Below are 25986 nucleotides of genomic sequence, written 5' to 3' on the forward strand. Positions count from 1 at the left end.
TACAGCCATTTTCAAGGGGAAAATGTACCCAGTAGCTTCTGAGCAATTTTTTCTGAGAAGCGACCTGCAGTAAGGGTTTTGTTGATTTTTTAGTATTTCTGTATGGGGGAAGTCCAGTTTTTCAGCAAACCCTACTTATTGGCTGGTTAAAAATTTTCTTGACAATAAGTTCATGATCAGGTACACTTCCTCTAGGTCTTGAAGTTAATTTTTTTAGCTAATCATATTAGCTGATATAACCCCCAGGCTAGTTTAATAGTATTTTGGCAAGTATGAGAGAGCTGCAATAATCTTTCTAGTTCTATAGGGCTAATTACAAACTGACCTAGTTTGTAATCTTGATTACAAAGCTTTTAGCTTGCCAGTATCAAGATAGGATATGACAATAAAGCCACCATTGCAAGAGAAAAAATTTATCGAGCTAGATGCTAACTTCTCTACAACTCGCCGAGTAACGATGGAGAGACCTGCTATTATTAACGATCCTTCTGCAAAAGTGCAATCTTATTTATTTTTGCCACCAAATCCAGAACGCAGGGGAGAAGGAGGATTAAGAACAAAGGGATATTTCAAGCACTCCTACACGGAGACAAGTGAGTTATCGGAAAAATTTGCAGTTCCTTTGGTTACTATTATAACGGTAGTTTTTAATGGAGAAAAGCACTTAGAGCAAGCAATTCAGAGTGTCATTAGCCAGTCTTACAATAATGTTGAGTACATTATTATAGACGGAGGTTCTACGGACAGCACAATTGATATTATTCGTAAGTATGATGATCAGATAGATTATTGGTTGAGCGAACCTGACGAAGGTATATATGATGCGATGAATAAAGGCTGGAAATTGAGTCAAGGAGATTACATTTACTACCTGGGGAGCGATGATATATTGTTAAATATACCTAGCCAATCTATTCAAAAAGCAAGTTTAAACAATACGGACATAATTTATGGCAATGTAATTATGGATAACGGTCAGCTACGGATCAGTAGATATAATCCATTGATTGTGTTCAAAAATACTTTATGTCCGCAAGGACTATTCATTAAGAAAAACCTACTTGCTCAACTTCCGTTCAACACCAAATATAAAATATATGCTGATTTCGACCTTAATCAAAAGATTTATAAGATGAGTGCATCGTCAATCAAAGACAAATCTACGATTGCTTTTTTTAGACTTGGTGGTGCCAGCAGTTCCTATCAAGATAACTCAAAATTAGCGAATTGTAAGCAGGAGTACGCTAGAGTTATTTATGATAATTTTGGTTTGTCTGGGCTGATTTTATCTTGGATTTGGGGGGCTGTACGAGGTTTAGTTGTTAGAAACAATACCCATTTACATACCGATTACAAAACCTTGAAAAGAATTTTAAAAGACTGCGAATAATCCTTTTTATTCGAGTGATATTGGCATGAACATATTTCAGCAATCAACAATTTAAAGGAGTTAGAAACTTTCTATGCAGAGTACAGCAAATAGTAGCAATTATCAACATTTATTAAGTATAATCAATACTGAATCTTACAGACATTCAACTGATCAAGAAGTCAAAATTCTAGATGTTGGTTGTGGTAACGGACAATTGATTGCATACTTGACAAAAAATCTTCCCTGTGTACAGCCAAATATTAACTGGAAAGTCTATGGTTTAGACGTTGTTAATCATGGTGTCCAAAAAAAGGGGTTTATGGATGAAACAATTGAAAATCTATCAAAGAATTTTTCTGAAGTAGATTGGCATGAAAGACTAACTTTAATTTATGATGATGAAAAGTGGCAATATCCAGATAATTTTTTTGATGTAATTATTTCTAACCAAGTGGTGGAACACGTCAAGAATCATCTACTTTTTTTTCTTGAGATATCTAGAACATTAACAATGAATGGATATTCTGTACATCTATTTCCCTTGTCCAACGTTCTCTGGGAATGGCATATTCATTTACCTTTAGTCCATAAGGTTAAAAACTTTGATTTTTTGTTTGATAACATTAAATTTTTAAGCACTTTAGGTTTAGGAACTTTTCATCGTCAGACTAAAGAATCTGGTATATCCTTGGAAGATTGGACTGAAAAACATACGGATTATTTACATTACTTTACTAACTATATCAGCTACCAAGAGATTTTAAATATGGGCAAAATATCTAATTTAAGGACATCTTTCAGATATACGAGGGAACTTTATCAACTATACCTAGACAAGAAAATGAAACGAACACCAAAATCAATCTATACCAACCATTATAGCTCATTTATCTTGGAGTTTTTATCTATATTTTTTCTTAAGTATATTGCCAGTGTAACTTTGTTTCTTGAGAAAAAGCAGACTTTTAGTTAATCGATCGGAGTAAGAAAATGCAACAATTTATCGAGACTTTGAGTCAATGCCCTAAGTGCAAAAGTAGTCAATTAACTTTTGATGATCATCAGATTATTTGCAAAAACTGTAATTCTGAATTTGCTATTGTCAATAATAAACCAGTATTCATTCGAGAAGATAATGAAATTTTTTCTCCCTCTTTTTATACTAATACGGTGACTGATCATGGTTCAAAAGAAAAAAACATATTCTCAAAAATTGTCCCTAGTCCATCGATCACCTTAAACTATATTGAGAGGATTCAAAATTTTGCTCAGACTTTAGAAAATTTTACCTTAGCATATGTCTTGGTTGTGGGTGGAGGAAATCAGAAAAGAGATTTAGATAGGTTAATGTCAGAATATAGCAATATCAAGTTGATATATTCCGATGTTGATGTTAATGCAGATGTCGATTTATTCTGTGATGCTCACGATCTTCCTTTTCAAGACCAAGTTTTTCATGGTATTATTACTACAGCAGTTTTAGAACACGTTCTCTACCCCGAAAAAGTCGTTAGTGAAATGCACAGAGTTCTCAAAGATGGCGGGGTAATTTATTCAGAAATTCCCTTTATGCAGCAGGTTCATGAAGGGGCCTATGATTTTACCAGATATACCCTTTCTGGTCATCGGCGCTTGTTTAACTATTTTTCAGAAATTTCCAGTGGTTTAGTTGCCGGACCTGGAACAGTTTTAGTCTGGTCTATCGAACATTTTGCTTTATGTTTTGCTGGCAATAATACCTCAAGATTATTAACTAAAGCAATGGTGAGATTATTGTTTTCTTGGCTTAAATATTTTGACTATCTATTCAAAAATAATCCTCAGGCTCTCGATGGAGCTTCTTGTACATATTTCTTAGGAAAAAAATCTCCTGAGAAAGTAGTTTCTGATCAAATGATTATTGAGAGATATAAAGGAGCTAATCATCTTCGCCATACCTAGAGAATATCCTCAATTCTCCAGTTTATACAAGAAAATAATCTAATTAAATCCTCAACAGTGATGAAAATTTTGTTATTTAGTCGCTATGATACTTTAGGTGCTAGTAGCCGCTATCGTACCTACCAATATTTGCCTTATTTCAAAAAAGAGGGAATAGAGTTTGAGACCGCTCCCTTATTAGATAATGATTACTTGAGAACTCGCTACTTAGGGAAAAAATACCCTTTATCGAGATTATTATTTGCTTATCAACAGAGAATTTCGCTGCTGTTGCAATCTCAAAAATACGATTTAATCTGGTTGGAAAAGGAAGCATTACCTTGGCTACCAGCTTGGCTAGAATTACTGTTTCTCAGAGGAAGAACACCTTATGTAGTTGATTATGATGACGCAGTATTCCACCGTTACGATCAACATTCTGCTCCTATAGTTAGATGGCTATTGGCACAGAAAATCGATCGAGTAATGCAGAATGCTCGCTTAGTGATTGCGGGAAATGATTACTTAGCTAACAGAGCAACACAAGCAGGAGCTAAATGGGTAGAAATATTACCCACCGTCGTCGATCTTGATCGCTATCCCTTATCAAAAGCTCCTCAAAATGAAGTCTTTACCATCGGCTGGATAGGAAGTCCATTGAAGTTTGTCGATTATATACAAGAACTTTATCCTGTTTTAAAAGAAATTTGTCGAGATGGTGGTGCCAAAGTCGTTGCTATTGGTGCCAAAGAGACAAATCTAGAGGATATCCCTTTAGAAATTAAGCCTTGGTCTGAGGCAACCGAGGTGAAGGAGATGCAACAATTTGATGTGGGGATTATGCCCCTTACCGATACAGCATTTGAGCGAGGAAAATGCGGATTTAAACTAATCCAATATATGGCATCTACTCGCCCAGTTATTGGTTCACCAGTGGGGGTGAACGCAGAGATTATTAAGGAGGGGATCAACGGCTTTCAAGCTAGTAGTCAAGCTGAATGGCTGCAAGCTTTTCAAAACCTGAAAAATGATCGAGATTTAAGAGAAAGCATGGGATGGGCTGGCAGAAAACTTGTCGAAGATAAGTATAATATTCAAATAACCGCCCCTAAAATGTTGCAGCTATTGCAAAAAGCTAATCAAGTTTTAAAAACCTAAAACTGTTTTTCTAAAATTATCCATAAATCAAGAATCTAAACTGTGCATGAAATGAAAATACTTTTTATTATTACTAGAGCAGATACCGTTGGAGGCGCACAGGTTCATGTGCGAGATTTAGCGAGATTTTTGCAAGATTCTCACCATCAGGTCTTAGTTGTTACTGGAATAAAAGGCATTTATAATGACGATCTGACGAGCTGCCTCATAACCAATTTATCTTGTCAACACTTTGGCAAAAAAATTAACTTAATTCAAGACTGGCAAACCTTGAATTTTATCAAACAAATTATTGTAGAATTCCAACCAGATATTATCAGCACTCACTCTAGTAAAGCGGGAATTTTAGGACGATTAGCGGCCAAAAAAAGTAAGACTCCTTGCATTTTTACCGCCCATGGTTGGGCTTTTACAGGAGGTGTACCAGAGCCGAGTCGCACTATCTATCAGTGGTTAGAAAAAATCACAGAACCTTTAGCTAATAAAATTATCTGTGTTTCGGAACAAGATCGATTAATTGGAATAAAAACTGGTATGCAACCGCAGCGATTATTGACCATTCATAATGGGATGCCAGATCTACCCGCAGAATTGAGAGCTAATCCTGGTAATGCTAACCCTGTTCGTATTGTCATGGTGGCAAGATTTGATCAGCAAAAAGACCATGTAACCTTACTGAAAGCCTTTCAAAATATTCCCGAAGCCCATTTAGATTTAGTCGGAGACGGTCCGGATTTAGAAAAGATTAAAACCTTAGCTAAGGAGCTAAAAATTATCGACAGAGTTAACTTTTTAGGTTTTCGTAATAATGTAGCTGAAGTCTTAGCTCAAGCCCAAGTATTTACTTTAATATCTAATTGGGAAGGGTTTCCTCGCACTACAATCGAAGCAATGAGAGCGGGATTACCAGTAATTGTATCAGATGTGGGGGGAGCATCGGAAGCAATTGTGGAAGGAATAACTGGATACACCGTAGCGAGGGGAGATGTTAACACGTTACACCAGAGACTATTACAATTAGTTCTTGATCAACAATTCAGAGCTAAAATGGGAGCGGCAGGACGCAAACGCTATGAAACAGAATATACTTTTGAGAAGATGTTTGAAAAAACCTTTCAGGTTTATCAGCAAGTTTTAGCCAAAAGGAGAAAAAATGATGATTGAGAATAAAATATTAATCACAGGTGCTACGGGATTGCCTGGTGGTTTTTTCATGCAACATTTGGCATCTACTAAGCCTGAAATAGAAATACATTGTTTAATTCGACCCAGTAGCGATCGCAGTATGTTAGATAGTCTAGGACTGAATTTAACCTACGATTTTGGCGATAGCTCTATCTCAGAAACCTGGGAAGGAATTTTTAGGGAAAATAGTTTTGAAACCATCATCCATCTCGTCCAACTTCGACAAGTACCAACTATACTTAATAGTCTAAAAAAATTCCAACAAACTCCCCGATTAATTATTATTGGAACCACAGGAGTATATTCAAAATATAATGAATATTCTGCCGAGTATAAACAAGCAGAAAATTATTTACAAGAGTATCCTGCTTCTTATTGTCTGCTGAGACCGACAATGATTTATGGCACTCCTAAGGATAAAAACCTACACAAATTGATTAAATTCTGTCACCGCTACGGATTCTTTCCCATTTTTGGCTCTGGTGATAACCTGTTACAACCAGTTCACGCTGATGACATTGCCCAGATGTTGTTAAAAGTCTGGGAATGTCCTGATATAAAAGGTGCTTACGATCTTTCCGGAGGTAGTATTGTTTCCTTCCGTCAGTTAATTTTATTGATAGAACAATTATTAGGCCAATCGGTGCGTCCCCTGTCCTTTCCCTTGAACTTTGGCATCTGGTCAGCTACCCTACTAGAACAAACATTAGGTAAAAAATCACCAGTGCGACGAGAACAAATCCTGCGATTACAAGAAGACAAAGCTTATGCCCACGAAGAAGCTAAAAGGGATTTAGGGTTTACTCCTCGTACTCTAGAAGCCGGACTACAACAAGAGATAGAATTAATGCGCTCCCAAGGCATAATTTAACTAATTAGGGTCTGCTGAAAAAGTTTGTTGGTGGGGGCAGGGTGTGGGGTGTGGGGTGTGGGGTGTAGGGTTTTACCGATTTTGAGGTAGTCAGTTACCTAATTTTCAGGGAAAAAGTACCTGAATTTTACCCCCGATCCCTCCAATGGTCGGCACTTTTTGAGGAAAAAAAAGTCTAAAAGCCTTATCCAACAAGGTTTTTAGATTTATTCAGCAAGCCCTAATTAAATCAATTTTTGTCTTGACTCTAGCCCTATTCAAAAAACCCTGAATTGGCAACCTCCCTTTACTTTAGAGCAAGGATTAGCCCAAACAATTAATCCAGAAAATTAGTGATCAGCTTGTCAAAAAGGCTTCATAATTCAAGTTCCACTTTGACAAAATCGGCAGTTTTATGGAGAGAAAACCCTACTTTGGCGGCTATCATCTGCATAGCGCGGTTATCCCTTAAAATTTCCCCTTCGATTCCCTCTAATCCTTCCTTTTTGCCAATAGTGACTAAACGCTGTAGTAATTCTGTACCAATGCCCTGACCTTGATAGTCATCCCTAACTAATAGGTCAAATTCCGCCACATTAACGCCGTGCAGTTTATTTAAGCGTCCTATAGCGATAATTTCTGGCTCTTCCGTCTGATCGTTATTAATCTCTACCACTAAGCTCATTACTCGATCGTAGTCGATAAAACAAATGCGCGTAAGACGATCATAAGCGGTTTGGCGATCGAGATTGACAAGGTGAAAATAACGATAATAAATGCTTTCTTCCGAGAGATAATGGTGAAATTGTCGCACTAAAGGCTCATCCGCTGCCCGAATCGGACGAATTAGCACCTTTAAGCCTCTTTTCGTCGTCCAAGGACCTATATAATGTTCAGGATAGGGACGAATCGCCGGATGAGATAACTTTTCTGGGGGAGTAGTTGGAGGATGAAGAAGGATAGAAGCGGAAAGGGCGATTAATTGCTCTGAATCGGCAAAAAAGGGATTAATATCGATAGTTTTAATGCGAGGTTGTTCACTAACCAGGTGACTAAATCTAACGATTATTTGCTCTAAATTCGCTAAATTAAGCGATTTAAGCCCATTTAGTCCCTGAAAAGCCCGATAAATCTTGGTTTTTTCTAAAAGTCGGCGCGCGAGATTAGTATTTAAAGGAGGTAGAGCGGTGGCGTAATCTTGAAAAATATCGACTAAACGGCCGCCAGTACCAAAAATTATCACCGGTCCGCACTGATCATCGTAATTAGAGCCGATAATTAACTCATATCCTCGATCGATTTCTAACATCGGTTGAATACTCACCCCGAGAAAATGCTCCCCACCCACTTGTGCGCTAACATTAGCTTCGATCGCCTGATATGCTTGTGCGACTGCCATAGAGGAAAAAAGCGGCCATTGTACCCCACCCACGGCGCTTTTATGGATAATCGTCTGGGAATGCAGTTTCATCACCACGGGATAACCGAGAGATTCAGCGAGATTAACTGCTTCTGCGGCACTTTCGGCAATTTCAGTGACAATAACAGGGATTCCATAAGCTTTGAGTATATCTAAAGACTCTGGCTCACTGAGAATTGTTCTATCCCCTGCTTGCTCGATAATCTGGCTAACTAAAACTCGATCGGAGCTATTTTCCTGAGAATTGGTTAAAATTGGCGTTTGATAAAGACCGCGTAGATTCTCTTCATATTTCCAGAGCAAATTAAACACCCGGGCAGCCGAATCGGGATAGCGATAGGTGGGGATACCCTGCTGATTTAATAACGCTACTCCCTCTGCAATGCCCTCTCCCCCCATCAAACTTGCTAAAATGGGTTTTGTGCTATTTTGAGCGATTGAGGCAATTCTAAGGGCAATTTCTCGCAGATCAGTGTTAAAGCGAGGCGAGAGAATCATCAACACCGCGTCGGTATGTGCATCCGCTAAAGCAATCTCTAGGGCGCGAGCGTAGCTATCGGGATCGCTGCTGCGACGCAGATCGATGGGATTTTGGGGGACGATATCCGCGGGAACAAGAGGCGCTAGTTTTTCGATCGTTGCGGGGGTAAGGGTTGCCAGTTGTCCATCTTCCGCCAGTAAAGCCGAGGCCGCTAAAAGAGCGGGAGCCACACCATTGCTGATGATTGTCAAGCGTTTTCCCCGGGGAAATCGGGGAATTTTCGCTAAAACTTGCGTGATATTCAAGAGATCGGCCAGTCTTTGTACTTCCACGATGCCACAACGAGCAAAGGCAGCGGAGAGAGTTAGCTGATCGCTGGTCAATTTGCCAGCATGGGAAAGATAAGTGGGGTCAAAGTCGGTACTGTGGCGACTAATGGCGATAATTGGTTTATTTAGGGCAACTTCTCGGGCTGAGGACAGAAAAGAGCGGGCATTATTCAGGGATTCCAGGTAGATAACGATGCTTTTGGTTTGGGGATCGTCTCCCAAATAATAGAGTAATTCGCCCCAATCCACATCTAAAAGAACTCCGAGGGAGATAAAGTGACTAAAACCGACATTTTCGCTTAAACTCCAATCAAGCACGGCAGCAGCGATCGCCCCACTTTGACTAATCAGGGCAATTGAACCAGTTTTCGGCAGGATGGGGGAAAAGGTGGCGTTAAGATTTTGGCTTATATTGCAGATTCCTGAGCTATGGGGACCGATGATGCGTAATTTTTGACCAGCGATCGCTTTAATTTCCCTAAGTAAATTTTCCCCCATCTGGCCGGTTTCCCGAAAACCCGTGGAGAGAATCAGGGCGCATTTAACCTGTTTTTCGACAGATTGGGCGATAATAGCGGGAATTTCGGGAGCGGGGGCGGTGATAATTACCAGATCGATCGCCGCCTGGATATCCTCTAAACTGCTATAGGTGGGAAGATCGAGCCAGTTTTCGGGGTGAGGATTAACTAGATAAAGGCGGTGCTGACCGGGATTATGATGGAGATTATTTAAAAGAGTGCGATCAAGTTGGGGATTTTGGCGATTAAATCCCACCACAGCGATGGTTTTTGGCTCAAAAAAGGCTCTTATGGTTTGATGTTCGCCACCACGAGGCTCTAAGATGGGATTTAACATAAGTAAGCTAGGAGATATTTAAAATGGGTATTGTTAAGTGAGCTAAAAAAGCAGCTAACCCTTACTGTTCCAGTGTTCCGGTGTTCCCCGATCAACCTAGACCAATTTTAGCTGTTTAATCAGGGTTCGATCGGTGTAATTAATTTTGTCTAGGTAGGGTTGGCAATAAAACAGCCCTAGCCGATCAACATTTTCCCCAAGAGATCTAGTAAACTATCTGATGCTGTAAATATTTAGAGACAGACGATGGAACTGGAATATCCCGAGGATTTGAGATACCTAGAAACCCACGAATACGTCAGACTCGAAGGTGAAATCGCTACCTTGGGAATTAGTGCTTTTGCCGTCGATCAATTGGGTGATATCGTGTTTCTAGAATTGCCCGAATTGGGAGAGGCGCTGAAAGTGGGTAGTAGTTTCGGCACGATCGAATCGGTAAAAGCGGTAGAAGAGCTTTATCCTCCCGTCTCGGGAACCGTAGTTGATCGCAATCAAGCGATGATTGACTCCCCCGAATTAATTGCCGATGATCCCCACGGGGAGGGTTGGTTATTAAAAGTGCGGGTAGAAAATCCCGATACTGCCTTGGCTGATACCCTCTCCGCTAGTGAATACCGCGCCCAAGTAGCAGGGGAAAGTTAACTAATATTAACAACACGCAGCCAGACCCTCACACTATCATAGGCATAGAAAGAATTGAAAATCCAGGAAGCGATCGAGTCTTCCTGATTTTTGTCTCTAAACCGTGCTGAAACGAAATTCTTGCCCGAATCGAGTCAGGTTTCACTATTTACCCAATCTATGCTAAATCCTAATCTCGCGGCGATCGAACTTTCCCAAGAGGAGGTTCAACGCTACTCTCGACACATTATTCTGCCCGAAGTGGGCTTAGAAGGTCAAAAAAAACTAAAAGCCGCCAGTGTTCTCTGCATCGGCACCGGGGGACTCGGTTCCCCGCTTTTACTCTATCTAGCGGCGGCTGGCATCGGTAGAATCGGTATTGTTGACTTCGATATCGTCGATAGTTCCAATCTGCAACGTCAAATTATTCACGGCACTTCTTGGGTAGGTAAACCGAAAATTGTTTCCGCTAAGGACAGAATTCTAGAAATTAACCCCTACTGTCAGGTGGATTTGTACGAAACCCGCATAAGTTCCGAAAATGCCCTTGACATTTTAGCCCCCTATGATGTAGTCATCGACGGGACCGATAATTTCCCCACCCGTTATCTGACTAATGATGCTTGTGTTCTTCTCGACAAACCCAACGTCTATGGCTCAATTTTCCGCTTTGAAGGACAGGCAACCGTTTTTAACTACCAAGGCGGTCCCAACTACCGCGATCTCTATCCCGAACCGCCACCACCGGGGATGGTTCCCTCCTGTGCGGAAGGCGGCGTTTTAGGGGTTTTACCCGGAGTAATCGGCACAATTCAAGCCACAGAAGCCATTAAAATTATCCTCGGCGCCCCGGATACCCTCAGTGGTCGTTTACTGCTTTACAATGCTTGGGAAATGAAATTCCGTGAGTTAAAATTGCGCCCGAATCCCATCCGTCCCGTCATTGAAAAACTAATTGATTACGAACAATTCTGCGGTATCCCGCAAGCGAAGGCACAAGAAGCAGCAGAACAGCAAAAAATGACAGAAATGACCGTAGTAGAGTTAAAAACCCTACTTGACAGCAATGCCAATGATTACATTCTCATCGATGTGCGTAATCCCAACGAGTACCAAATCGCGAAGATTCCCAACTCGGTATTAATCCCCCTACCCGATATCGAAAACGGTGCGGCAATTCCCAAAATTAAGGAATTAGTCAACGGTTATCGTCTCATCGCCCATTGTAAGATGGGGGGACGTTCCGCTAAAGCCCTCGCTATCCTCAAAGAGGCAGGTATCGAAGGAATTAACGTCAAAGGTGGTATCAGCGCCTGGAGTCGCGAAGTCGATTCCACTGTACCAGAATACTAATTTCGGCCCTTGGGTTTTGGGGTTTTGGGTGTTAGGGTGTTAGGGTTTTGGGGTATTAGTTGAATTTCCCCATTCCCTATCCCCCCATCTCCCTAGGGTTGATTCAAGGTAGGGTTGATTCATGAATCAACCCTACCCCATTCCCCATCCCCCCATCTCCCCTTCTCTGTGTTTCCTGTTCTCTCTGAATCTGTTAAGATCAAGGCCAGTTAGCCTTAAAATCCTCGGTGTGAGCGAACGATGAAAAACCATATTAAAAAAATTGCTAGTTGGAGCGCAATCGCTACTATTTCCCTTGGCTTAGTAGAAATGAACCGAGCAGCGATCGCATTTGGCAACAATAATCAATTCAGTGCCTGTATCGGTCAGATTGTCGGCACGGGAGTCAGTCCCGAAGATGCCGCCACCGCTTGTTCAGAAGCATTAATTCCGAAAGAATTATCCCGGTGTGTGGCGATGATTAAATCCAAAACCCCGATCGATGGTAATCTGGCTCTGCAAGCTTGTTTTCAAGTGCGTCGTCCCATCGACCTAGGTAATTGTGTGGTCGATATCCATCGCGCTGCCCCCTTGTTTGCCGCTAATTCCCTCAAACAAACGGAAACAGCCAAGGAACCTGATAAATTAGGGATTTCTAAACAGGTTTTAGATTCCTGTCGTCAAAGTTTATTACCCGGGCGCTTTTCCGAATGCGTTATCGCTGTCAGTCGTGGTGTGGACAAAAATAATCCCTCCCAAGCTTTACAAACCTGTTTAAGTGCCGAGGATTTCCCTAGAGATCTATTCCCCAGTTATCCCCAAAATCAAGACCAGAGACCTTAATCAAGATTATCGAAAATTTGGGTTAAAACCCCGTCCTTTTAGGACGGCTTTAAGCTACAATGGAAAAAGCGATAACCAAGCTAAAAACTGAACCTTGACAACAGATAGTAGGGGGTTTTGTTCAGAAAAGAATTCAAATTCGGCCTTGAACGAGTAAAACTTTCTAGGAAATAAGGTTGAACATGAGATTTTTTCGACTTGTTCAAAGTGGCCGGAGGGCATTCGGACACTCAAAACGGACGGGTCGAAAGAGTCAGACTTAAGCAATTAAGCGTTTTTCGGTGAAGCGTCAACCCCGTTCAGCGACCACCCTTAAAAAGTGGCGTGGTGAGGAATCGCCGTCCGTTTTACGGCGGCGAGGATGTCAATTGGCTCTCTTATTTTGGGAATATATGGAAAAACCAGAAAACGTTAAAGATTGAACCATCAATCAGACGAGTTCGGCGGCTTAGGAAAGGTACACTTAACCGTAATATTTAAATTACTTTTAGCGGTTCCTTTGGTAATATAAGGGATTCCTACCTCACCGCCGATTTCCACACCAAATTGTAAAGTGACTTCCTCAATGTTAGCAATGGCTAAATTGCGAAAAGCGTTTAAAGTGTAAGTAGTGTAAGTACGAATTGTATCTTCAATTGTCTGAAAATTCTGCAAAATTTGCTGTTTATCTGGTACAGGAATTACCCCTTTAGCAACTCTTCCCTCGGTTTTTACTGTCTCGGCAGGAATTTCCAGGTCATCGGTGGACTCTATATAAATTAGAGTGTTTTCGTCAATTTGGATCGGAGTTAGTCGAGTCATAAATAATGCAAAAATTGAAAATTAACTTTTTTCTTAACTATTTCTTGGCTCTCCCGTACTTGTGATGATAAGAAAAGATTATCTAAGGGAGGGCGTATGCTTTCCTTGCAGTTTATCAAAAAACAACCTAATATAAAAAACATTTCTATCCCTTGCTGACTGTCTATGGCTCGCTACGCCCTCGTCATCGGCATTAACCATTACGATAACCCCAATTTCCTGCCACCTTTGAGTAAACCCGCCCAAGATGCAGAAGCTGTTGCTCAATTCTTGGAGAATACTGGGACATTTGCCAATGTAGAACGCCTACCCAATCGCTGGATTGCCGCAGAAAAACGCTACGAAGTTGTTCCAGGACAGGTAACGGGGGATAAAGTCTTGCAGGCCTTACAGCAAATTTTATCGGGAGAGCAGACCAAAAATCAAGAAGTCTTGATCTACTTTTCAGGACACGGGTTTCGCCTGATCAATCGCATCGGTGACGGGGAAGCCTATCTTGCCACCTCCGATAGCCAACCCGACGGCGAAAATGCCATTTCTTTAGACCGAGAACTCAATCCTCTATTGCGGCGTTCTAATTTGAGTAATCTGGTAGTAATGCTAGACTGTTGCCATGCGGGGGCGTTATTGCCCGAAAATCCGGAATTAAATCGCACTTTGCTAGAACCTAGCCTTTCAGCATTTAAGGAGAAGCAAGATTACTACCTGATCGCCGCCTGTCGGTCAGAACAGGTGGCTTGGGAAGATAAGGAATACAGTTTGTTCACCGCCGCCTTACTCAAAGGACTGTCCCCACAACAGGCTGACCCAGAAACGGGAGAAATTAGTGCCGATCGCCTGTTTGATTTCGTTTCGCGGGAATTGCGCGGGAAGGGTCAAGAACCGATTCGTATGGGAGTTGGGCGATCGCTAATTCTGGTCAAATATGGGGCGCAACCTCAAGTTACAGAAGTGGAACCGTTACTAGATGAGAAGGGAGAATTGCGCTGTCCCTATCAAGGATTGCTGGCGTTTACTAAGAAAGAACGCCCATTTTTCTTCGGACGCAAGCGAGTGGTGGACGACATCAAATCTAAGCTGGATCGGCTAAATTTTGTCCCTCTGATTGGTGCTTCTGGAAGTGGTAAATCTTCGGTAGTTCTGGCGGGATTGATGCCCTGGTTGGAAGAATTAGGATGGCAAATTCTCGAACCGATCAAGCCTGGATTTAAGCCGTTGACAAAGTTAGAAAGCCTACTGTTATCCTATTTTCCAGATTGCGAAAAATTGCTGGATGAATGTATCAATAATCCAGCCAGCGAAGGCTTAAAACCGCTATTAGAGCTTTTTCCCCGCAAACACAAATTCTTGCTGGTGGTGGATCAATTTGAGGAATTATTCACTTTTGCTCTAGCGGAACAGCGCGATCGCTTTATTGAATTGATTACTCAAGTTGCCACAATTCCAGACTCTCCCCTAGCAGTTGTTGCTACCATGAGGGCGGATTTCATTGAACCCTGTTTGCGTTACGATGGGCTGCGACAACTGATTCAAAATAACGCCGAATACCTGCCAGATCTAAGGGGATTAGATTTGCTAGAAGCTATCACCGAACCAGCCAAACTGCAAGGCTATGAAGTTACGAAAGAATTGCTCAATAAAATCCTTGAAGATATTAAACAAGAACCAGGATTTTTACCCTTATTAGAGTTTGCTTTAACCCAGCTTTGGCAGAGGCGAGATAAGGAAAAACATCGGCTGACTTTAGATGCTTATGAGGCGATAGGTGGTATAGTCGGAGCGTTAAATTGTCAAGCTGATAAAGTCTATCAATACAAGGATTATGAAAAAGACTCACCGCAGCAGGAGCGAACAGAAACAGAAAAAGCTTTAATCAAGCGAATTTTCTTGAATCTTCTGCAAATAGGAGATGGGGAAAAAGATACCAGATTGCGTCAACCGAAAGCCTTTATCTTGTCTCTAGCTGGAGATAATCAAGAAGGACAAAAAGTTTTAAAAGAACTGATTGAAGATAACCAAGGATTAGTTAAAGGTCGTCTTTTGGTAACGGGAAAAAGTGAACGAGAAGAAGAAGCTTGGGTAGATTTGGCACATGAAGCTTTAATTGAAAAGTGGGACAACCTGAATCTGTGGCGAACCGAAACTCGCAAGGGTAGAGAATTAGCCAAACAGGTGGATAAAGATGCCCAAAATTGGCAAAAAAGTCACAAATCCCAGTATTATTTGTGGTCGGGTGACAAGTTAGCAGATGCGGAGAAAGTCCTGCAAGAATATAAAGACACGGTGGAGACTACGCAATTGGCTAAAGATTTTCTCGAAGCTAGTAGCCAGCAAGAATTATATAATTACCTCCGCAGTTCAGACATTGATAATTTAGAGCGAGAGACATTAGAAAAGGAAGCAGCCAACAAATCATTTTTAAACCGAGAAAAGTTGAGAAACTTACTCGAAGATGAGCAGGAAAAAGCACAGATAAGGCTGTCAGCTTCCTGGTTACTGAAGCAGTGGGGAGAGGAGGTTCCTATCTGGACAGCAGAGGTTGATAAACAAGGAAATATTGAACTCTCAATTATCGCAGAAAACGATCTACCAGCCACAGTAATCGAAGAGTTAGAAAGTGGAATAAACCTAGAAATGGTGAAAATTTCTGGTGGTGAGTTTTGGATGGGTTCGCCGGAGCGAGAAGACGGATCATATCCAGATGAGCGCCCGCCACACAGGGTCACGATTTCTCCCTTTCTGATGGGCAAATATCCGATAACGCAGGCGCAGTGGCGAGCAGTAGCTTCTTTGCCTAAAATTGAACGGGATCTCAACCCAGACCCCTCAACCTATAACCCACATTCCGCACCCTCAACTGTCACATAAGCTGTCCCCCTCCAGAGACTTGAGTAAAAATACTTAGCTGGTGAAGGTTTTTTTGCTTGTGCCAAGGCTCTGCCTTGACACACAATACTTAAGGCTCTGCCTTAAAATATCCTTCAGGTAGAACCTGAAAAGAGCGTTCCCAGGTAGAACCTGGGAACGAGATACGAGATAGCAGGATTTGCTTGTGCCAAGGCTCTGCCTTAAAGTATTCTTCAGGTAGAACCTGGGAACGAGATGCACGAGATGCAATGAGACACAACAAATAAACCCGCAAAGGAAAGGAGACGGCAAAAATGGGACGCAGTCGCTACCAAATTATTGAACAATGTCCATACTTTCTCACCTGCACTACTGTCAATTGGATTCCGATTTTTAGTAAACCTGAACTTGCCCAAATAATATTTAATTCTCTCAGCTTTCTTCAGGAGCATCAACGGTTATCAGTTCATGGTTATGTCTTAATGGAAAATCACCTTCATCTTATTGCTTCATCTGCTAATTTATCTCAAGAAATTGGCAAATTTAAATCCTTTACTGCTCGCTCAATTATCGATCATCTTAAGCAAACCAATAACCAGCATTACTTAACTCAACTTCGTCTGTTCAAATTAGTTCATAAAATCGATCAAGATTATCAACTTTGGCAAGAGGGTTCTCATCCCCAAGCAATTCTCTCAGAGGAAGTGCTACAGCAAAAACTAGAATATATTCACAATAATCCAGTTAAGCGTGGTTATGTGGACGATCCTGCCCATTGGCGATATTCCAGTTATCGAAACTATTTAAATCAAGAGGGAATCTTGTCAATTGATTACCTTTCTCCGTCTCCTTAAATAAGTAATAATGAAACCTACTCCCTTGATGAAGTGTTGGGAGATATTAACTGATAACTGAAGCTAGGTTCTACCAAGTCCTTGGCTGAAAGTTAGCATCATTGACAATTGCTACAGTATCTCCCGAAGGCTTGATGACAAATAGTCCCTTTTTATAAGCATAGCGATCTACTCCTTCGTTAATTTCAATCCCAGCGACTGCCCCATAAGCTTGATTTCGCTTGTGCCAGGGCAGAGCCTTGGCAGACAATATTTAAGGTTCTGCCTTAAAATATTCTTTAGGTAGAACCTGAATAAAGGGTTCCCAGGTAGAACCTGAGAACGAGATAACAGGATTTGCTTTTTCATCTCTGGTGGTGAAAATTTTTTCATCGGGACTGACTGAAAAATAGAGGCTGAAATAACGCAAATTCGTCAATCAGAATATTTTCATGTTTGGCGGTGCCGACTTTGGCATCAGGACTGACTCCTTATAAGTACCTAAGCAAAATTAATTACACATATCTAACCACCTCTTGCCTCTTGCCTCTTGCCTCTTGCCTATCTTCACTAGGAAATTAATTTTGCACGACTACTTACTAAATCCTGTTTAGAAAGTACAGGGGAGCAGGGAGCGGGGAGCAGGGAGAAACAATTTATAACTTGGGAGTTAATCGTACTATTAAAAACGGATTTAGTATTACTCCTAACCCAATGTTCGACAAAGATAAGCAAAAATTATTGATTGATGCCAAAAACTTGAGAATATTTAAATTAACATTCCGCAATATTTACAAATTCTTAAAAATTAATTGAGAAAGATTTTTATTTAACAACGATGTTACAATGGTTACAGCGATTTTACTGAATTTCATAATGGGTTTTTCTGTGCTTTTTTGGACAGCAACGCTTGAAACCCTTGCCACAGCTAGAAGGTAATCCTAATTAAGACAGGTAAATGAGTCAATTTCACCCACAACGATGATCTTTTTTTTGTGTAGTTTTGTTGCAAAAAAAAAGTTTTTTTGACAAAAAGCACAAAGTATGAATGATGAATTATGAAGTGGGGTAGTGAAGTAGTGGGGAAGTGGAGCATTTGGCTGAAATTTCCCTAAACCCCTAAATCCCTATCCCCTACCTCCTGCCGACCGCCGACCGCCGACCGCCGACCGCCTCCTGACTCCTGATCACTGATTACTGATTACTGATTACTGATTAGGTGTCACCTGATCGATAACCTTGAGAGTCCCGTCATCCTTAACAGTCCAGACATCGTAACTACCGACCACATCGCCATTTTCATCGATATCCACATTGCCACTGGCCCCTTGATAGTTAATATCCTCGCCTTTGCGAATCATTTCCATGGCTTGACAAGCATCGGTTACTTCCGTCCCCGGACCGTTAGCCACCTCACGAATCTTGCTTTGAATCCCTTCACCAGTGTTAGATTTAGCCGCCTCGGCCGCTAACATCAATAAAATCCCCGCGTCCCAAGTATGGGGAACAAAAGCGGTGACATCCTTGCCGGTCTTTTCTTTCCAGAGAGTAGTAAAAGCACTTAAAGCTTGACCGTCGGCCCCGGGGACCGTGCCTAGGGCCCCAGCAATAATTGACTTACCATCGGTTCCTTTCCCCACCTGTTTGGTGAAATCTTCCGAATAAACCCCATCGGTGAGGAGGACGGTAACTCCTTTGGTCAATCCCTGTTTATAGGCCGCTTGCAGTAATAAACTGCCCGTTTCAGCGTAAAGGACTGCCGCTACAGCATCCGGTTGGTTAGCGAAGGCAGCCGCCGCTTCACTATCGAGAGTGGCAGCTTTCGGGTCATAACGGACAGGATTTTGCTTATTAGTGATAGTGCCGCCTAATTTATCGAAAGCGCTCACGAATTCCCGTTCAAATCCGACTCCATAATCGTTATTGATCACGACGGTGGCCACATTTTGAAAACCCTTTTTCTTAGCTAGGACCGCTAAAGCTTGAGCTTGGTAGGTGTCCGGGGGAGCCGTCCGCGCCCAAAAACCTTTAAAATCGCCTTTTTTCGCCCTGTCAGTAAATACAGGACTGGTGCTACCCGGAGAGACTAACATAACTTTCTTTCTCACCGCCACATCGACGGCTGCTCCTGAGACGCTACTGGCAAAGGAACCGATCACACCGGCTACTTTATCCACCTCCGCTAGTTTCGTCATCGCTGAAGCACCGGCGGCGGGATCGGTTTGGTCATCTTCTTTCACGAGGGTGACGGGTTTGCCATTGACTCCACCACAGGCATTGATAGTCTCTACCGCTAGGGCGGCTGCTTCGGGCATATTTTGACCAATGGCGGCTAAATCTCCGGTAATGGGCAGTAAAGCCCCTAATTTTAAGCCTTGATCACCGGGGCCAGTGGTGGTGGGACTAGAGGCAGTGTTATCGGGGGTTTGGGCATTATTACAAGCGGTTAAAAAATTAGCTAACAGGGTGATGCTCAGGGTTAGGGCTAGGGGCGATCGAATATATCTCTGCATGGCAGTAAAATCAAGGATGAGTCAAGGTTGCAAGACTGAAAGGCCCGGACTGGGAAAATTCTAATCGATGTTAGCATTCTCTTCAAATCAAACAGGTTTCCATCTTAATCAGATATTGATGGAAAAAATGGCTAATTTGTTCGACCTATGCCGTCGGGTGTGGGGTAGTGGGGTAGTGGGGTAGTGGGTAGTGGGGAAATGGGGAAGTGGGGTGGGGAAGTGGGGAAGTGGGGAAGTAGAGCATTTGGCTGAAATTTCCCTAAACCCCTAAACCCCTAAACCCCTAAACCCCTCAATCTCTAAATCCCTATCTCCTGCCTCACCCCACCAACAAACTTTTTCAGTAAACCCCACTTAGGAAGCTTTGGCTAAAACGGTCTTCTGGTTTAAAAACTGAATCGCCGTTTGGTATTGACTATCTTTTTCGGTGCCGATTTCCTCATAGGTGATCGGTTCCTGTGCCACCACTTGATCGGGGATAATTCCTAACTTATGAATATCATGGTGGGCGGGAGTTTCATATTTGGCGACGGTAATCGCTAATCCTGCCCCATCGGGTAACTCGAATAAGGACTGAATTAATCCCTTACCGAAAGTCTTTTCTCCCACTAAAACCCCTCGCTGATTGTCCTGTAATGCTCCAGCTAAAATCTCGCTGGCGCTGGCGGTTCCCTGATTGACTAAAACCACTAGAGGCGCATCGGTTAAAGCATTGCCAGCAGCGGCAAAACTATCGGCAATTCCCTCGCGATTAACCGTATAAACGATCGTTCCCTGATTAATCCACATCCGAGCGATTTCTATACCCGCTTGCAGTAAACCACCGGGGTTATTTCTTAGATCCAAAATATAACCCTTTGCCCCTTGTTTTTGTAAGTTCGTCACCGCTTCCGAGACTTCTTTGGCAGCGTTAGCACTAAATTGATTTAAGCGCACATAACCGATGGGCAAGGAACTAGAATTTTTATCCAAAACCGCTACTACTGGACTTAAAGAAATGCGTTGACGGGTTAAAGATAGGGTTTTTGGTTGACTTTTTTGATCGGGAAGAATGACTAAGGAAACTTCTGTTCCGGGGGTGCCGCGCATTTTGGCCGCCGCCGCGTCGAGGGTTAAAGTAGTGGTATCGATGCCATCAATAAACAAAATGCGATCGTGGCTAGTCAAACCAGCGGCCTCAGCAGGAGAACCGGCAAGGGGGGCAACTACTTCTAAGTAACCATTGTCAGGATTGATATTAATTTGCAGTCCTACCCCCGATAATTCCCCCGTGGTGCTAATTTGTAGGTTATGGTATTGATCCGGTCGCAGGAGACGGGTAAAAGGTTCATCGAGAGTAGCTAACATCTGTTCGATCGCATTGTAGGCCGCCGTCCGATCGTTGAGGGGTTTTTTGATGAATTGTTCCCGCACCTGCCACCAGTTTTGATGATTAAATGTGTCATCATAATAAGATTGGTTGACTAATCGCCAAGATTGTAGTAGCAATTTTTGTTCTTCGCTAAAGGCGGCTGCTGTGGGTGTCCATGCCATCCAAGTCAGACAAAACCAAAATCCCACTAATAATCCCACCCACAACGATTTTTTTCTCATCTTGCTTCTCTTATAAATCAAGTGCTGATCTGCTGATTATTTTCAGTATAGTCTTTTCTCTGAAATCGATTCTTATCTGGTAACTCTTTCCCTTCAAGGGATTCCCATAAAAAAGAGGGTAGTTATGGTTAACTACCCCAAAAAATTCTACTAGATCGGTGCCATTAAGCGATCGCTTAATTGTTCAGCTACTAGACAGCCACAACTTTTTTGCTGACTTGGGTTAATTGCCCTTTAGCATATTTGGCTGCGTAGTCATCGAGGGACATTTGTTTGATTTTGCTGGCGTTACCGGCGGTACCAAATTGTTGATAGCGATCGGCACAAACTTTCTGCATATAGGTGATCGAGGGTTTCAGGAAGAAACGGGGATCAAACTCTTTCGGGTTGCTGAATAGTGCTTCACGAACTGCGGCGGTAATTGCTAAACGGCAATCGGTGTCGATATTGATTTTACGCACACCACTCTTGATGCCTTTTTGGATTTCTTCCACGGGAACACCGTAGGTTTCAGGGATAGCGCCACCGAATTGGTTGATTAATTCGAGGAGATCTTCGGGGACCGAGGAAGAACCGTGCATGACCAAGTGAGTATTGGGTAAGCGGTTATGAATTTCTTCAATGCGGCTAATAGCGAGAATTTCGCCGGTGGGTTTGCGGGTAAATTTGTAAGCGCCGTGGCTAGTACCAATGGCTACTGCTAAAGCATCTACTTGGGTTCTTTCGACGAAATCTACCGCTTCATCGGGATCGGTTAACAGCATCGAGTGATCTAATTCCCCTTCAAAACCGTGGCCATCTTCCGCTTCTCCTTTACCGGTTTCTAAGGAACCTAAACAACCGAGTTCCCCTTCCACACTAGCACCGATCGAGTGAGCAACTTTTACTACTTCAGCAGTAACGTTAACGTTGTACTCGTAGGTGGCGGGAGTTTTAGCATCCGCTTCTAAGGAACCATCCATCATGACACTGGTGAAACCGTTACGGATCGCCGAGTAGCAGGTGGCGGGTTCATTACCGTGATCTTGGTGCATCACAATGGGGATATGAGGATAGGTTTCCACCGCGGCGGTGATCAAGTGACGCAGGAAGTTTTCCCCTGCATATTTGCGCGCACCGCGAGAAGCTTGCAGGATAACGGGGCTATCGGTGGCTGCCGCCGCTTGCATGATCGCTTGGATCTGCTCCATATTATTTACGTTAAAAGCGGGGATGCCATATCCGTTCTCAGCCGCGTGATCCAACAATAACCGCATGGGGACGAGTGCCATATCCTTTACTCCTTAATCTATTTCTTGTTTTCTGTCTCTTTAAATTCAAGAAAGTTAATTCTCTTACCTGTTAATCTTAAGATAGTTTTTACACTTTGACGATCCCCCAAAAAAATTTTTTCGGGTTTCGTCCTAAGATGACCACAATCTCCGTTGCGCTGGTCCGTTAAGTAGTTCGTGTGTATCAAATAACAGCTGGGGAATCGGTAATTTTTCCGGGCAGCGAGGTAAACAATCACCACATTCAGTACAATTATTGGCCTTGCGTCCGGGGAACCAATGACCGGCATTTTCCAGCATTCGATAGCGATACTGGCCAAAATCAGTCATTTCGTAAGCTACTGCCAGATTCCGCAGTCTCAACACTTCAGGGATATTAATATTTTCGGGACAGGGTAAACATTGATAACATTGGCTACATAAATCTGTAGCCAATTTATCGGTTAAATGTGCCTCTAAACGCTTAAAAACGGCAAGTTCTGCCGCATCTAGGGGCTGATCTCCTTCGCATACGTTAATAATTGTCTCTAATTCCTCTGGTATCGCTGCCCCGACGCTGAGGGTAGTAATGCGCGTATCGCTCAATAAAAAGCGATAATTTAGCTCTAAGGGTGAAAAAGGAGCGCATAATTCCTCTAGCTTCTTGGGAGGTCTGTGGAGACCACCTCCCTTATCAGCAGGGGAGATAATAAACACACCCATGTCCTTTGCTTGGGCCAAAGCGATCGCCGGTTGCTGTCTTTGCCAAAAAAAATAGTAATGGATATTGACAAAAGCGAAGAAATCTGTATTGATCGTCTCCAGAATAATTTCTAGGGGTGCATGGGTAGAAAAGCCAATATGACCGATTTTTCCAGCTTCTTGGGCCAGAAAAACGGCTTTCATGCAGCCTTGCGGGTCTTTAATCCAGTTTAAATGCTCGCGGGTGTTAATACCGTGAATTGCTAGACAATCGAGGTAATTTAATTGTAATCGTTCTAGGGATTCGGCGATCGCTTTTTCCATAGTTTGGCGATCGGGAGTGGGGACCAATTTCGTAGTCAGATAAACCCGCTCCCGCACCCCTTGACGCTGCAGGTAGCGACCGAGAAAAACTTCGCTATTACCGTAACCTCTGGCCGTTTCTAGGTGATTAATCCCCAATTCTAGGGCGCGATCAACTGTTGCGGTAAACACCGACTCTGAGGACAAACAGCGCATTGTCCCCAGGGAAAACAGCGAAAATTGCCAATTAGTACGGCCAAATCGTCGATAACGCATTGATTCAGTTATCAGTTATCAGTTATCAGTTACCAGTTATCAGTTATCAGTTACCAGTTATCAGTTGTTAGTTAGAAGGTATTGGGGGATGGGGTGTGGGGGTGATGGGGTGATGGGGTGATGGGGAAATGGGGAGAATAAATAAAAATAATCTCCTGTCGACCGTCGACCGTCGACCGTCTCCTGAATCCTGTCTCCTGAATGTTCACTGATCACTAAAATCACCGTGACGTTGGATCAGGTCTGAGGGGCTAAGATTGGAGACGAAATTGCGAAAAGCTTGACGTTCCTGCTCATCCGCGTCACGATCGACAGGGATAGAAGCGGAAGCGATCACTTCTTCCATTACCCAGACAGGACTGTTGGTACGCAGGGCAATGGCGATCGCATCACTGGGACGACAATCGATTTCTTTTTTGACTTCGCCGCGCTGGAGACAGAGAACAGCATAAAAGGTATTATCTTGGAGAGAATGGATGATAATCTTTTCTAAATCCATGTCCCAAACTTTAAAAATATTAGCGATCAAATCGTGGGTGAGGGGACGAGGGGGTCTTTGTTGTTCGAGGACGGTGATAATGGCCTTAGCCTGATCTTGTCCGATGTAGATAGGTAGGGCGCGACGCTCGGAACCATCCTTCAGCAGTACAATGGGACTGCGAGTGATAGCGTCTAGGGCAATTCCAGCGACTTTCATTTCGATCATGACTATGGCTTCTCCAAGATAGAGATTCAGCTAGGGAAGGAGTGGGAAAGCAAACTGAGTAATATAGTGCTTCGTTACACTCACAGTATGCCCTAAGATGGCAGAGATTAGCCTCATCTTTATTGACATCCTCGCCGCCCTAAAAGTGCGGCGATTCCTAAACCTCACGATTTAAGTTTCTGCTTCCACCACCGTCGCATACCACAGTTAAAAAACCATGTACTGTCTTACACAGAGTCCACAGACTTTCGCCCCATTTCAGAAGCCCGATTCCGTGTGTCCCACGGTACGTTGACCGCCTATAGCTTCTTGTACTTGTTGCGCGCGACTTTTTACCTGGCCAAGCTTTTCTGGTCGGAACCCCCTAAGCCGAGTTTTCAAGGTGCTGCGCCGTCCACTTGGTTTTCGAGACTGGCTTTTTAATTCTAACGTAAAGCCAACCTAGAACGGCGGGGTTTCAGACCCAAAATTTCCGATGAAAAAAATACATCAGCTGCCGTCAGGCTTGAATCAGTGATCAGTAATCAGTAATCAGTAATCAGTGATCAGTATTCTCCGAGTCGGGAGTCAGTATTCAGGAGATTGCTTTTATTTATTCTCCCCACACCCCACACCCTACACCCTACACCCCACCTCCCCACTTTCCCACTACCCCACTTCCCACACCCCAAATAAATTACTTAATTTGTGCTATGATAATAGTTTTGGGATAAATTTAAATAGGAGCAGACTGTCTGTATGTCTCGTTATAGAGGACCGCGCTTGCGCGTTGTGCGTCGTTTAGGGGAATTACCAGGCTTAACCCGTAAAAATGCCCGTCGTGCCTATGCACCTGGGCAACATGGCCAGGCCCGCAAAAAACGTTCAGAATATGCTATTCGTCTAGAAGAAAAACAAAAACTGCGTTTTAACTACGGTGTCAGCGAGAAACAATTAATTCGCTATGTCCGCAAAGCTCGCCGGGCTACCGGTTCCACTGGTCAAGTGCTGCTGCAACTCTTAGAAATGCGTCTGGATAATACCGTTTTCCGTCTCGGTATGGCTGGGACAATTCCGGGGGCGCGACAATTAGTCAATCACGGTCACGTCACCGTTAACGGTAGAGTTGTGGATATTGCCAGTTATCAGTGCCGTCCGGGTGATGTGATTGGAGTCAGAAATCAAGAGCGTTCCCAGGATCTAGTCAAAAGAAATATGGAATACCCCGGTTTAGCCAACCTGCCGAGTCATTTGGAATTTGACAAAAATACCCTTGTGGGCAAAGTGAATGGCGTTGTGGAAAGAGAATGGATTGCCCTCTCGATTAATGAACTGTTAGTAGTGGAATACTACTCTCGGAAAGTCTAGGAAAAAAGCCTTTTCCAGATACCTTGAGGACGCAAGTGGCAGCGTCCTTATTTTATCTCAAATGTCGGGGTGAAGACCCGAAGCGTTTAGTGCGATGGGACGGGGCTTTTAAAGGGGCGAATTACTTCGCCCCAGGGTTCCCCTCATCGGAAATTTTGGGTCTGAAACCCCGCCGTTCTAGGTTGGCTTTACGTTAGAATTAAAAGGCCAGTCTCGAAAACCAAGTGGACGGCGCAGCACCTTGAAAACTCGGCTTAGGGGGTTCCGACCAGAAAAGCTTGGCCGGGTAAAAAGTCGCGCGCAACAAGTACAAGAAGCTATAGGCGGTCAACGTACCGTGGGACACACGGAATCGGGCTTCTGAAATGGGGCGAAAGTCTGTGGACTCTGTGTAAGACAGTACATGGTTTTTTAACTGTGGTATGCGACGGTGGTGGAAGCAGAAACTT

Annotated in this window: 19 protein-coding genes and 3 pseudogenes; 13 read left to right on the forward strand and 9 right to left on the reverse strand. The window is 43.1% G+C overall.

Going from position 1 to position 25986, the window contains the following annotated elements; all coding sequences use genetic code 11:
* The first annotated feature begins 379 nt into the window (after positions 1-379).
* The 7 genes and pseudogenes from H6G48_RS03035 to H6G48_RS27355 form a co-directional block, all read left to right on the forward strand.
* Positions 380-1390 (forward strand): glycosyltransferase family 2 protein, encoded by a 1011-nt coding sequence (locus H6G48_RS03035; RefSeq protein ID WP_190718936.1) that lies wholly within the window; start codon positions 380-382, stop codon positions 1388-1390.
* 73 nt (positions 1391-1463) lie between these two features.
* Positions 1464-2345, forward strand: a complete 882-nt coding sequence (locus tag H6G48_RS03040) for a class I SAM-dependent methyltransferase (RefSeq protein ID WP_004160833.1) — start codon at positions 1464-1466, stop codon at positions 2343-2345.
* A gap of 17 nt (positions 2346-2362) precedes the next feature.
* Positions 2363-3313 carry a class I SAM-dependent methyltransferase gene (locus H6G48_RS03045; RefSeq protein WP_190718938.1) on the forward strand — a complete coding sequence of 317 codons (951 nt, stop codon included), beginning with the start codon at positions 2363-2365 and terminating at the stop codon, positions 3311-3313.
* A gap of 60 nt (positions 3314-3373) precedes the next feature.
* A complete protein-coding gene (locus H6G48_RS03050) occupies positions 3374-4450 on the forward strand; it encodes a glycosyltransferase family 4 protein (RefSeq protein WP_190718941.1) in 1077 nt (358 codons plus the stop codon).
* Positions 4451-4501: 51 nt separating this feature from the next.
* Positions 4502-5614: a glycosyltransferase family 4 protein gene (locus H6G48_RS03055; protein WP_190718944.1), complete on the forward strand. Its 1113-nt coding sequence runs from the start codon at positions 4502-4504 to the stop codon at positions 5612-5614.
* Entirely contained in the window at positions 5607-6506 is a 900-nt protein-coding gene (locus H6G48_RS03060) for an NAD-dependent epimerase/dehydratase family protein (protein WP_190718947.1), read from the forward strand. Before H6G48_RS03055 ends, H6G48_RS03060 begins: the two co-directional genes overlap by 8 nt.
* A gap of 231 nt (positions 6507-6737) precedes the next feature.
* Positions 6738-6839, forward strand: a pseudogene (locus tag H6G48_RS27355) (NAD-dependent epimerase/dehydratase family protein); the annotation flags it as partial.
* A gap of 22 nt (positions 6840-6861) precedes the next feature.
* On the opposite strand, the gene H6G48_RS03065 reads toward H6G48_RS27355, so the two are convergent.
* A complete protein-coding gene (locus H6G48_RS03065) occupies positions 6862-9570 on the reverse strand; it encodes a bifunctional acetate--CoA ligase family protein/GNAT family N-acetyltransferase (RefSeq protein WP_190718951.1) in 2709 nt (902 codons plus the stop codon).
* A 246-nt stretch (positions 9571-9816) separates the two neighbouring features.
* Here H6G48_RS03065 and gcvH point away from each other — a divergent pair, with 246 nt between their 5' ends.
* From gcvH to H6G48_RS03080, 3 genes are all read left to right on the forward strand, one after another.
* Positions 9817-10212 carry a glycine cleavage system protein GcvH gene (gene gcvH / locus H6G48_RS03070; protein WP_190718954.1) on the forward strand — a complete coding sequence of 132 codons (396 nt, stop codon included), beginning with the start codon at positions 9817-9819 and terminating at the stop codon, positions 10210-10212.
* A gap of 159 nt (positions 10213-10371) precedes the next feature.
* Positions 10372-11544: a molybdopterin-synthase adenylyltransferase MoeB gene (gene moeB / locus H6G48_RS03075; protein WP_190718957.1), complete on the forward strand. Its 1173-nt coding sequence runs from the start codon at positions 10372-10374 to the stop codon at positions 11542-11544.
* Positions 11545-11784: 240 nt separating this feature from the next.
* The gene (locus H6G48_RS03080; RefSeq protein WP_190718960.1) at positions 11785-12366 is read left to right on the forward strand and encodes a hypothetical protein; all 582 of its coding nucleotides are present in this window, start codon (positions 11785-11787) and stop codon (positions 12364-12366) included.
* 426 nt (positions 12367-12792) lie between these two features.
* Here H6G48_RS03080 and H6G48_RS03085 read toward each other — a convergent pair whose 3' ends face one another.
* Positions 12793-13167 carry a CU044_2847 family protein gene (locus H6G48_RS03085; protein ID WP_190718963.1) on the reverse strand — a complete coding sequence of 125 codons (375 nt, stop codon included), beginning with the start codon at positions 13165-13167 and terminating at the stop codon, positions 12793-12795.
* A 165-nt stretch (positions 13168-13332) separates the two neighbouring features.
* Between H6G48_RS03085 and H6G48_RS03090 the strand changes: the two genes are divergently transcribed.
* Together H6G48_RS03090 and H6G48_RS03095 are read left to right on the forward strand one after the other, a co-directional pair.
* Positions 13333-16035 carry an nSTAND1 domain-containing NTPase gene (locus H6G48_RS03090; RefSeq protein WP_242034511.1) on the forward strand — a complete coding sequence of 901 codons (2703 nt, stop codon included), beginning with the start codon at positions 13333-13335 and terminating at the stop codon, positions 16033-16035.
* A 293-nt stretch (positions 16036-16328) separates the two neighbouring features.
* A complete protein-coding gene (locus H6G48_RS03095; RefSeq protein ID WP_190718968.1) occupies positions 16329-16868 on the forward strand; it encodes an REP-associated tyrosine transposase in 540 nt (179 codons plus the stop codon).
* Between the two features lie 70 nt (positions 16869-16938).
* Here the strand turns inward: H6G48_RS03095 and H6G48_RS03100 are convergent.
* From H6G48_RS03100 to H6G48_RS03125, 7 genes and pseudogenes are all read right to left on the reverse strand, one after another.
* Positions 16939-17085, reverse strand: a pseudogene (locus H6G48_RS03100) (DUF3782 domain-containing protein); the annotation flags it as partial.
* 332 nt (positions 17086-17417) lie between these two features.
* A pseudogene (locus H6G48_RS27360) lies at positions 17418-17635 on the reverse strand (hypothetical protein).
* Positions 17636-18055: 420 nt separating this feature from the next.
* The gene (locus H6G48_RS03105; RefSeq protein WP_190718971.1) at positions 18056-19360 is read right to left on the reverse strand and encodes an ABC transporter substrate-binding protein; all 1305 of its coding nucleotides are present in this window, start codon (positions 19358-19360) and stop codon (positions 18056-18058) included.
* Positions 19361-19714: 354 nt separating this feature from the next.
* A complete protein-coding gene (ctpA, locus tag H6G48_RS03110; protein ID WP_190718974.1) occupies positions 19715-20953 on the reverse strand; it encodes a carboxyl-terminal processing protease CtpA in 1239 nt (412 codons plus the stop codon).
* A 191-nt stretch (positions 20954-21144) separates the two neighbouring features.
* Positions 21145-22224, reverse strand: a complete 1080-nt coding sequence (gene fba, locus H6G48_RS03115; protein WP_002744497.1) for a class II fructose-bisphosphate aldolase — start codon at positions 22222-22224, stop codon at positions 21145-21147.
* A gap of 132 nt (positions 22225-22356) precedes the next feature.
* Positions 22357-23484 carry an aldo/keto reductase gene (locus H6G48_RS03120; protein ID WP_190718976.1) on the reverse strand — a complete coding sequence of 376 codons (1128 nt, stop codon included), beginning with the start codon at positions 23482-23484 and terminating at the stop codon, positions 22357-22359.
* Between the two features lie 205 nt (positions 23485-23689).
* Positions 23690-24190 carry a bifunctional nuclease family protein gene (locus H6G48_RS03125; protein ID WP_002758898.1) on the reverse strand — a complete coding sequence of 167 codons (501 nt, stop codon included), beginning with the start codon at positions 24188-24190 and terminating at the stop codon, positions 23690-23692.
* A 738-nt stretch (positions 24191-24928) separates the two neighbouring features.
* Here H6G48_RS03125 and rpsD point away from each other — a divergent pair.
* Entirely contained in the window at positions 24929-25537 is a 609-nt protein-coding gene (gene rpsD / locus H6G48_RS03130) for a 30S ribosomal protein S4 (RefSeq protein WP_002798058.1), read from the forward strand.
* Positions 25538-25986: the final 449 nt, after the last annotated feature.

The sequence above is a fragment of the Microcystis flos-aquae FACHB-1344 genome (assembly GCF_014698375.1).
In the GTDB taxonomy this organism is placed as follows: Bacteria; Cyanobacteriota; Cyanobacteriia; order Cyanobacteriales; family Microcystaceae; genus Microcystis; species Microcystis aeruginosa.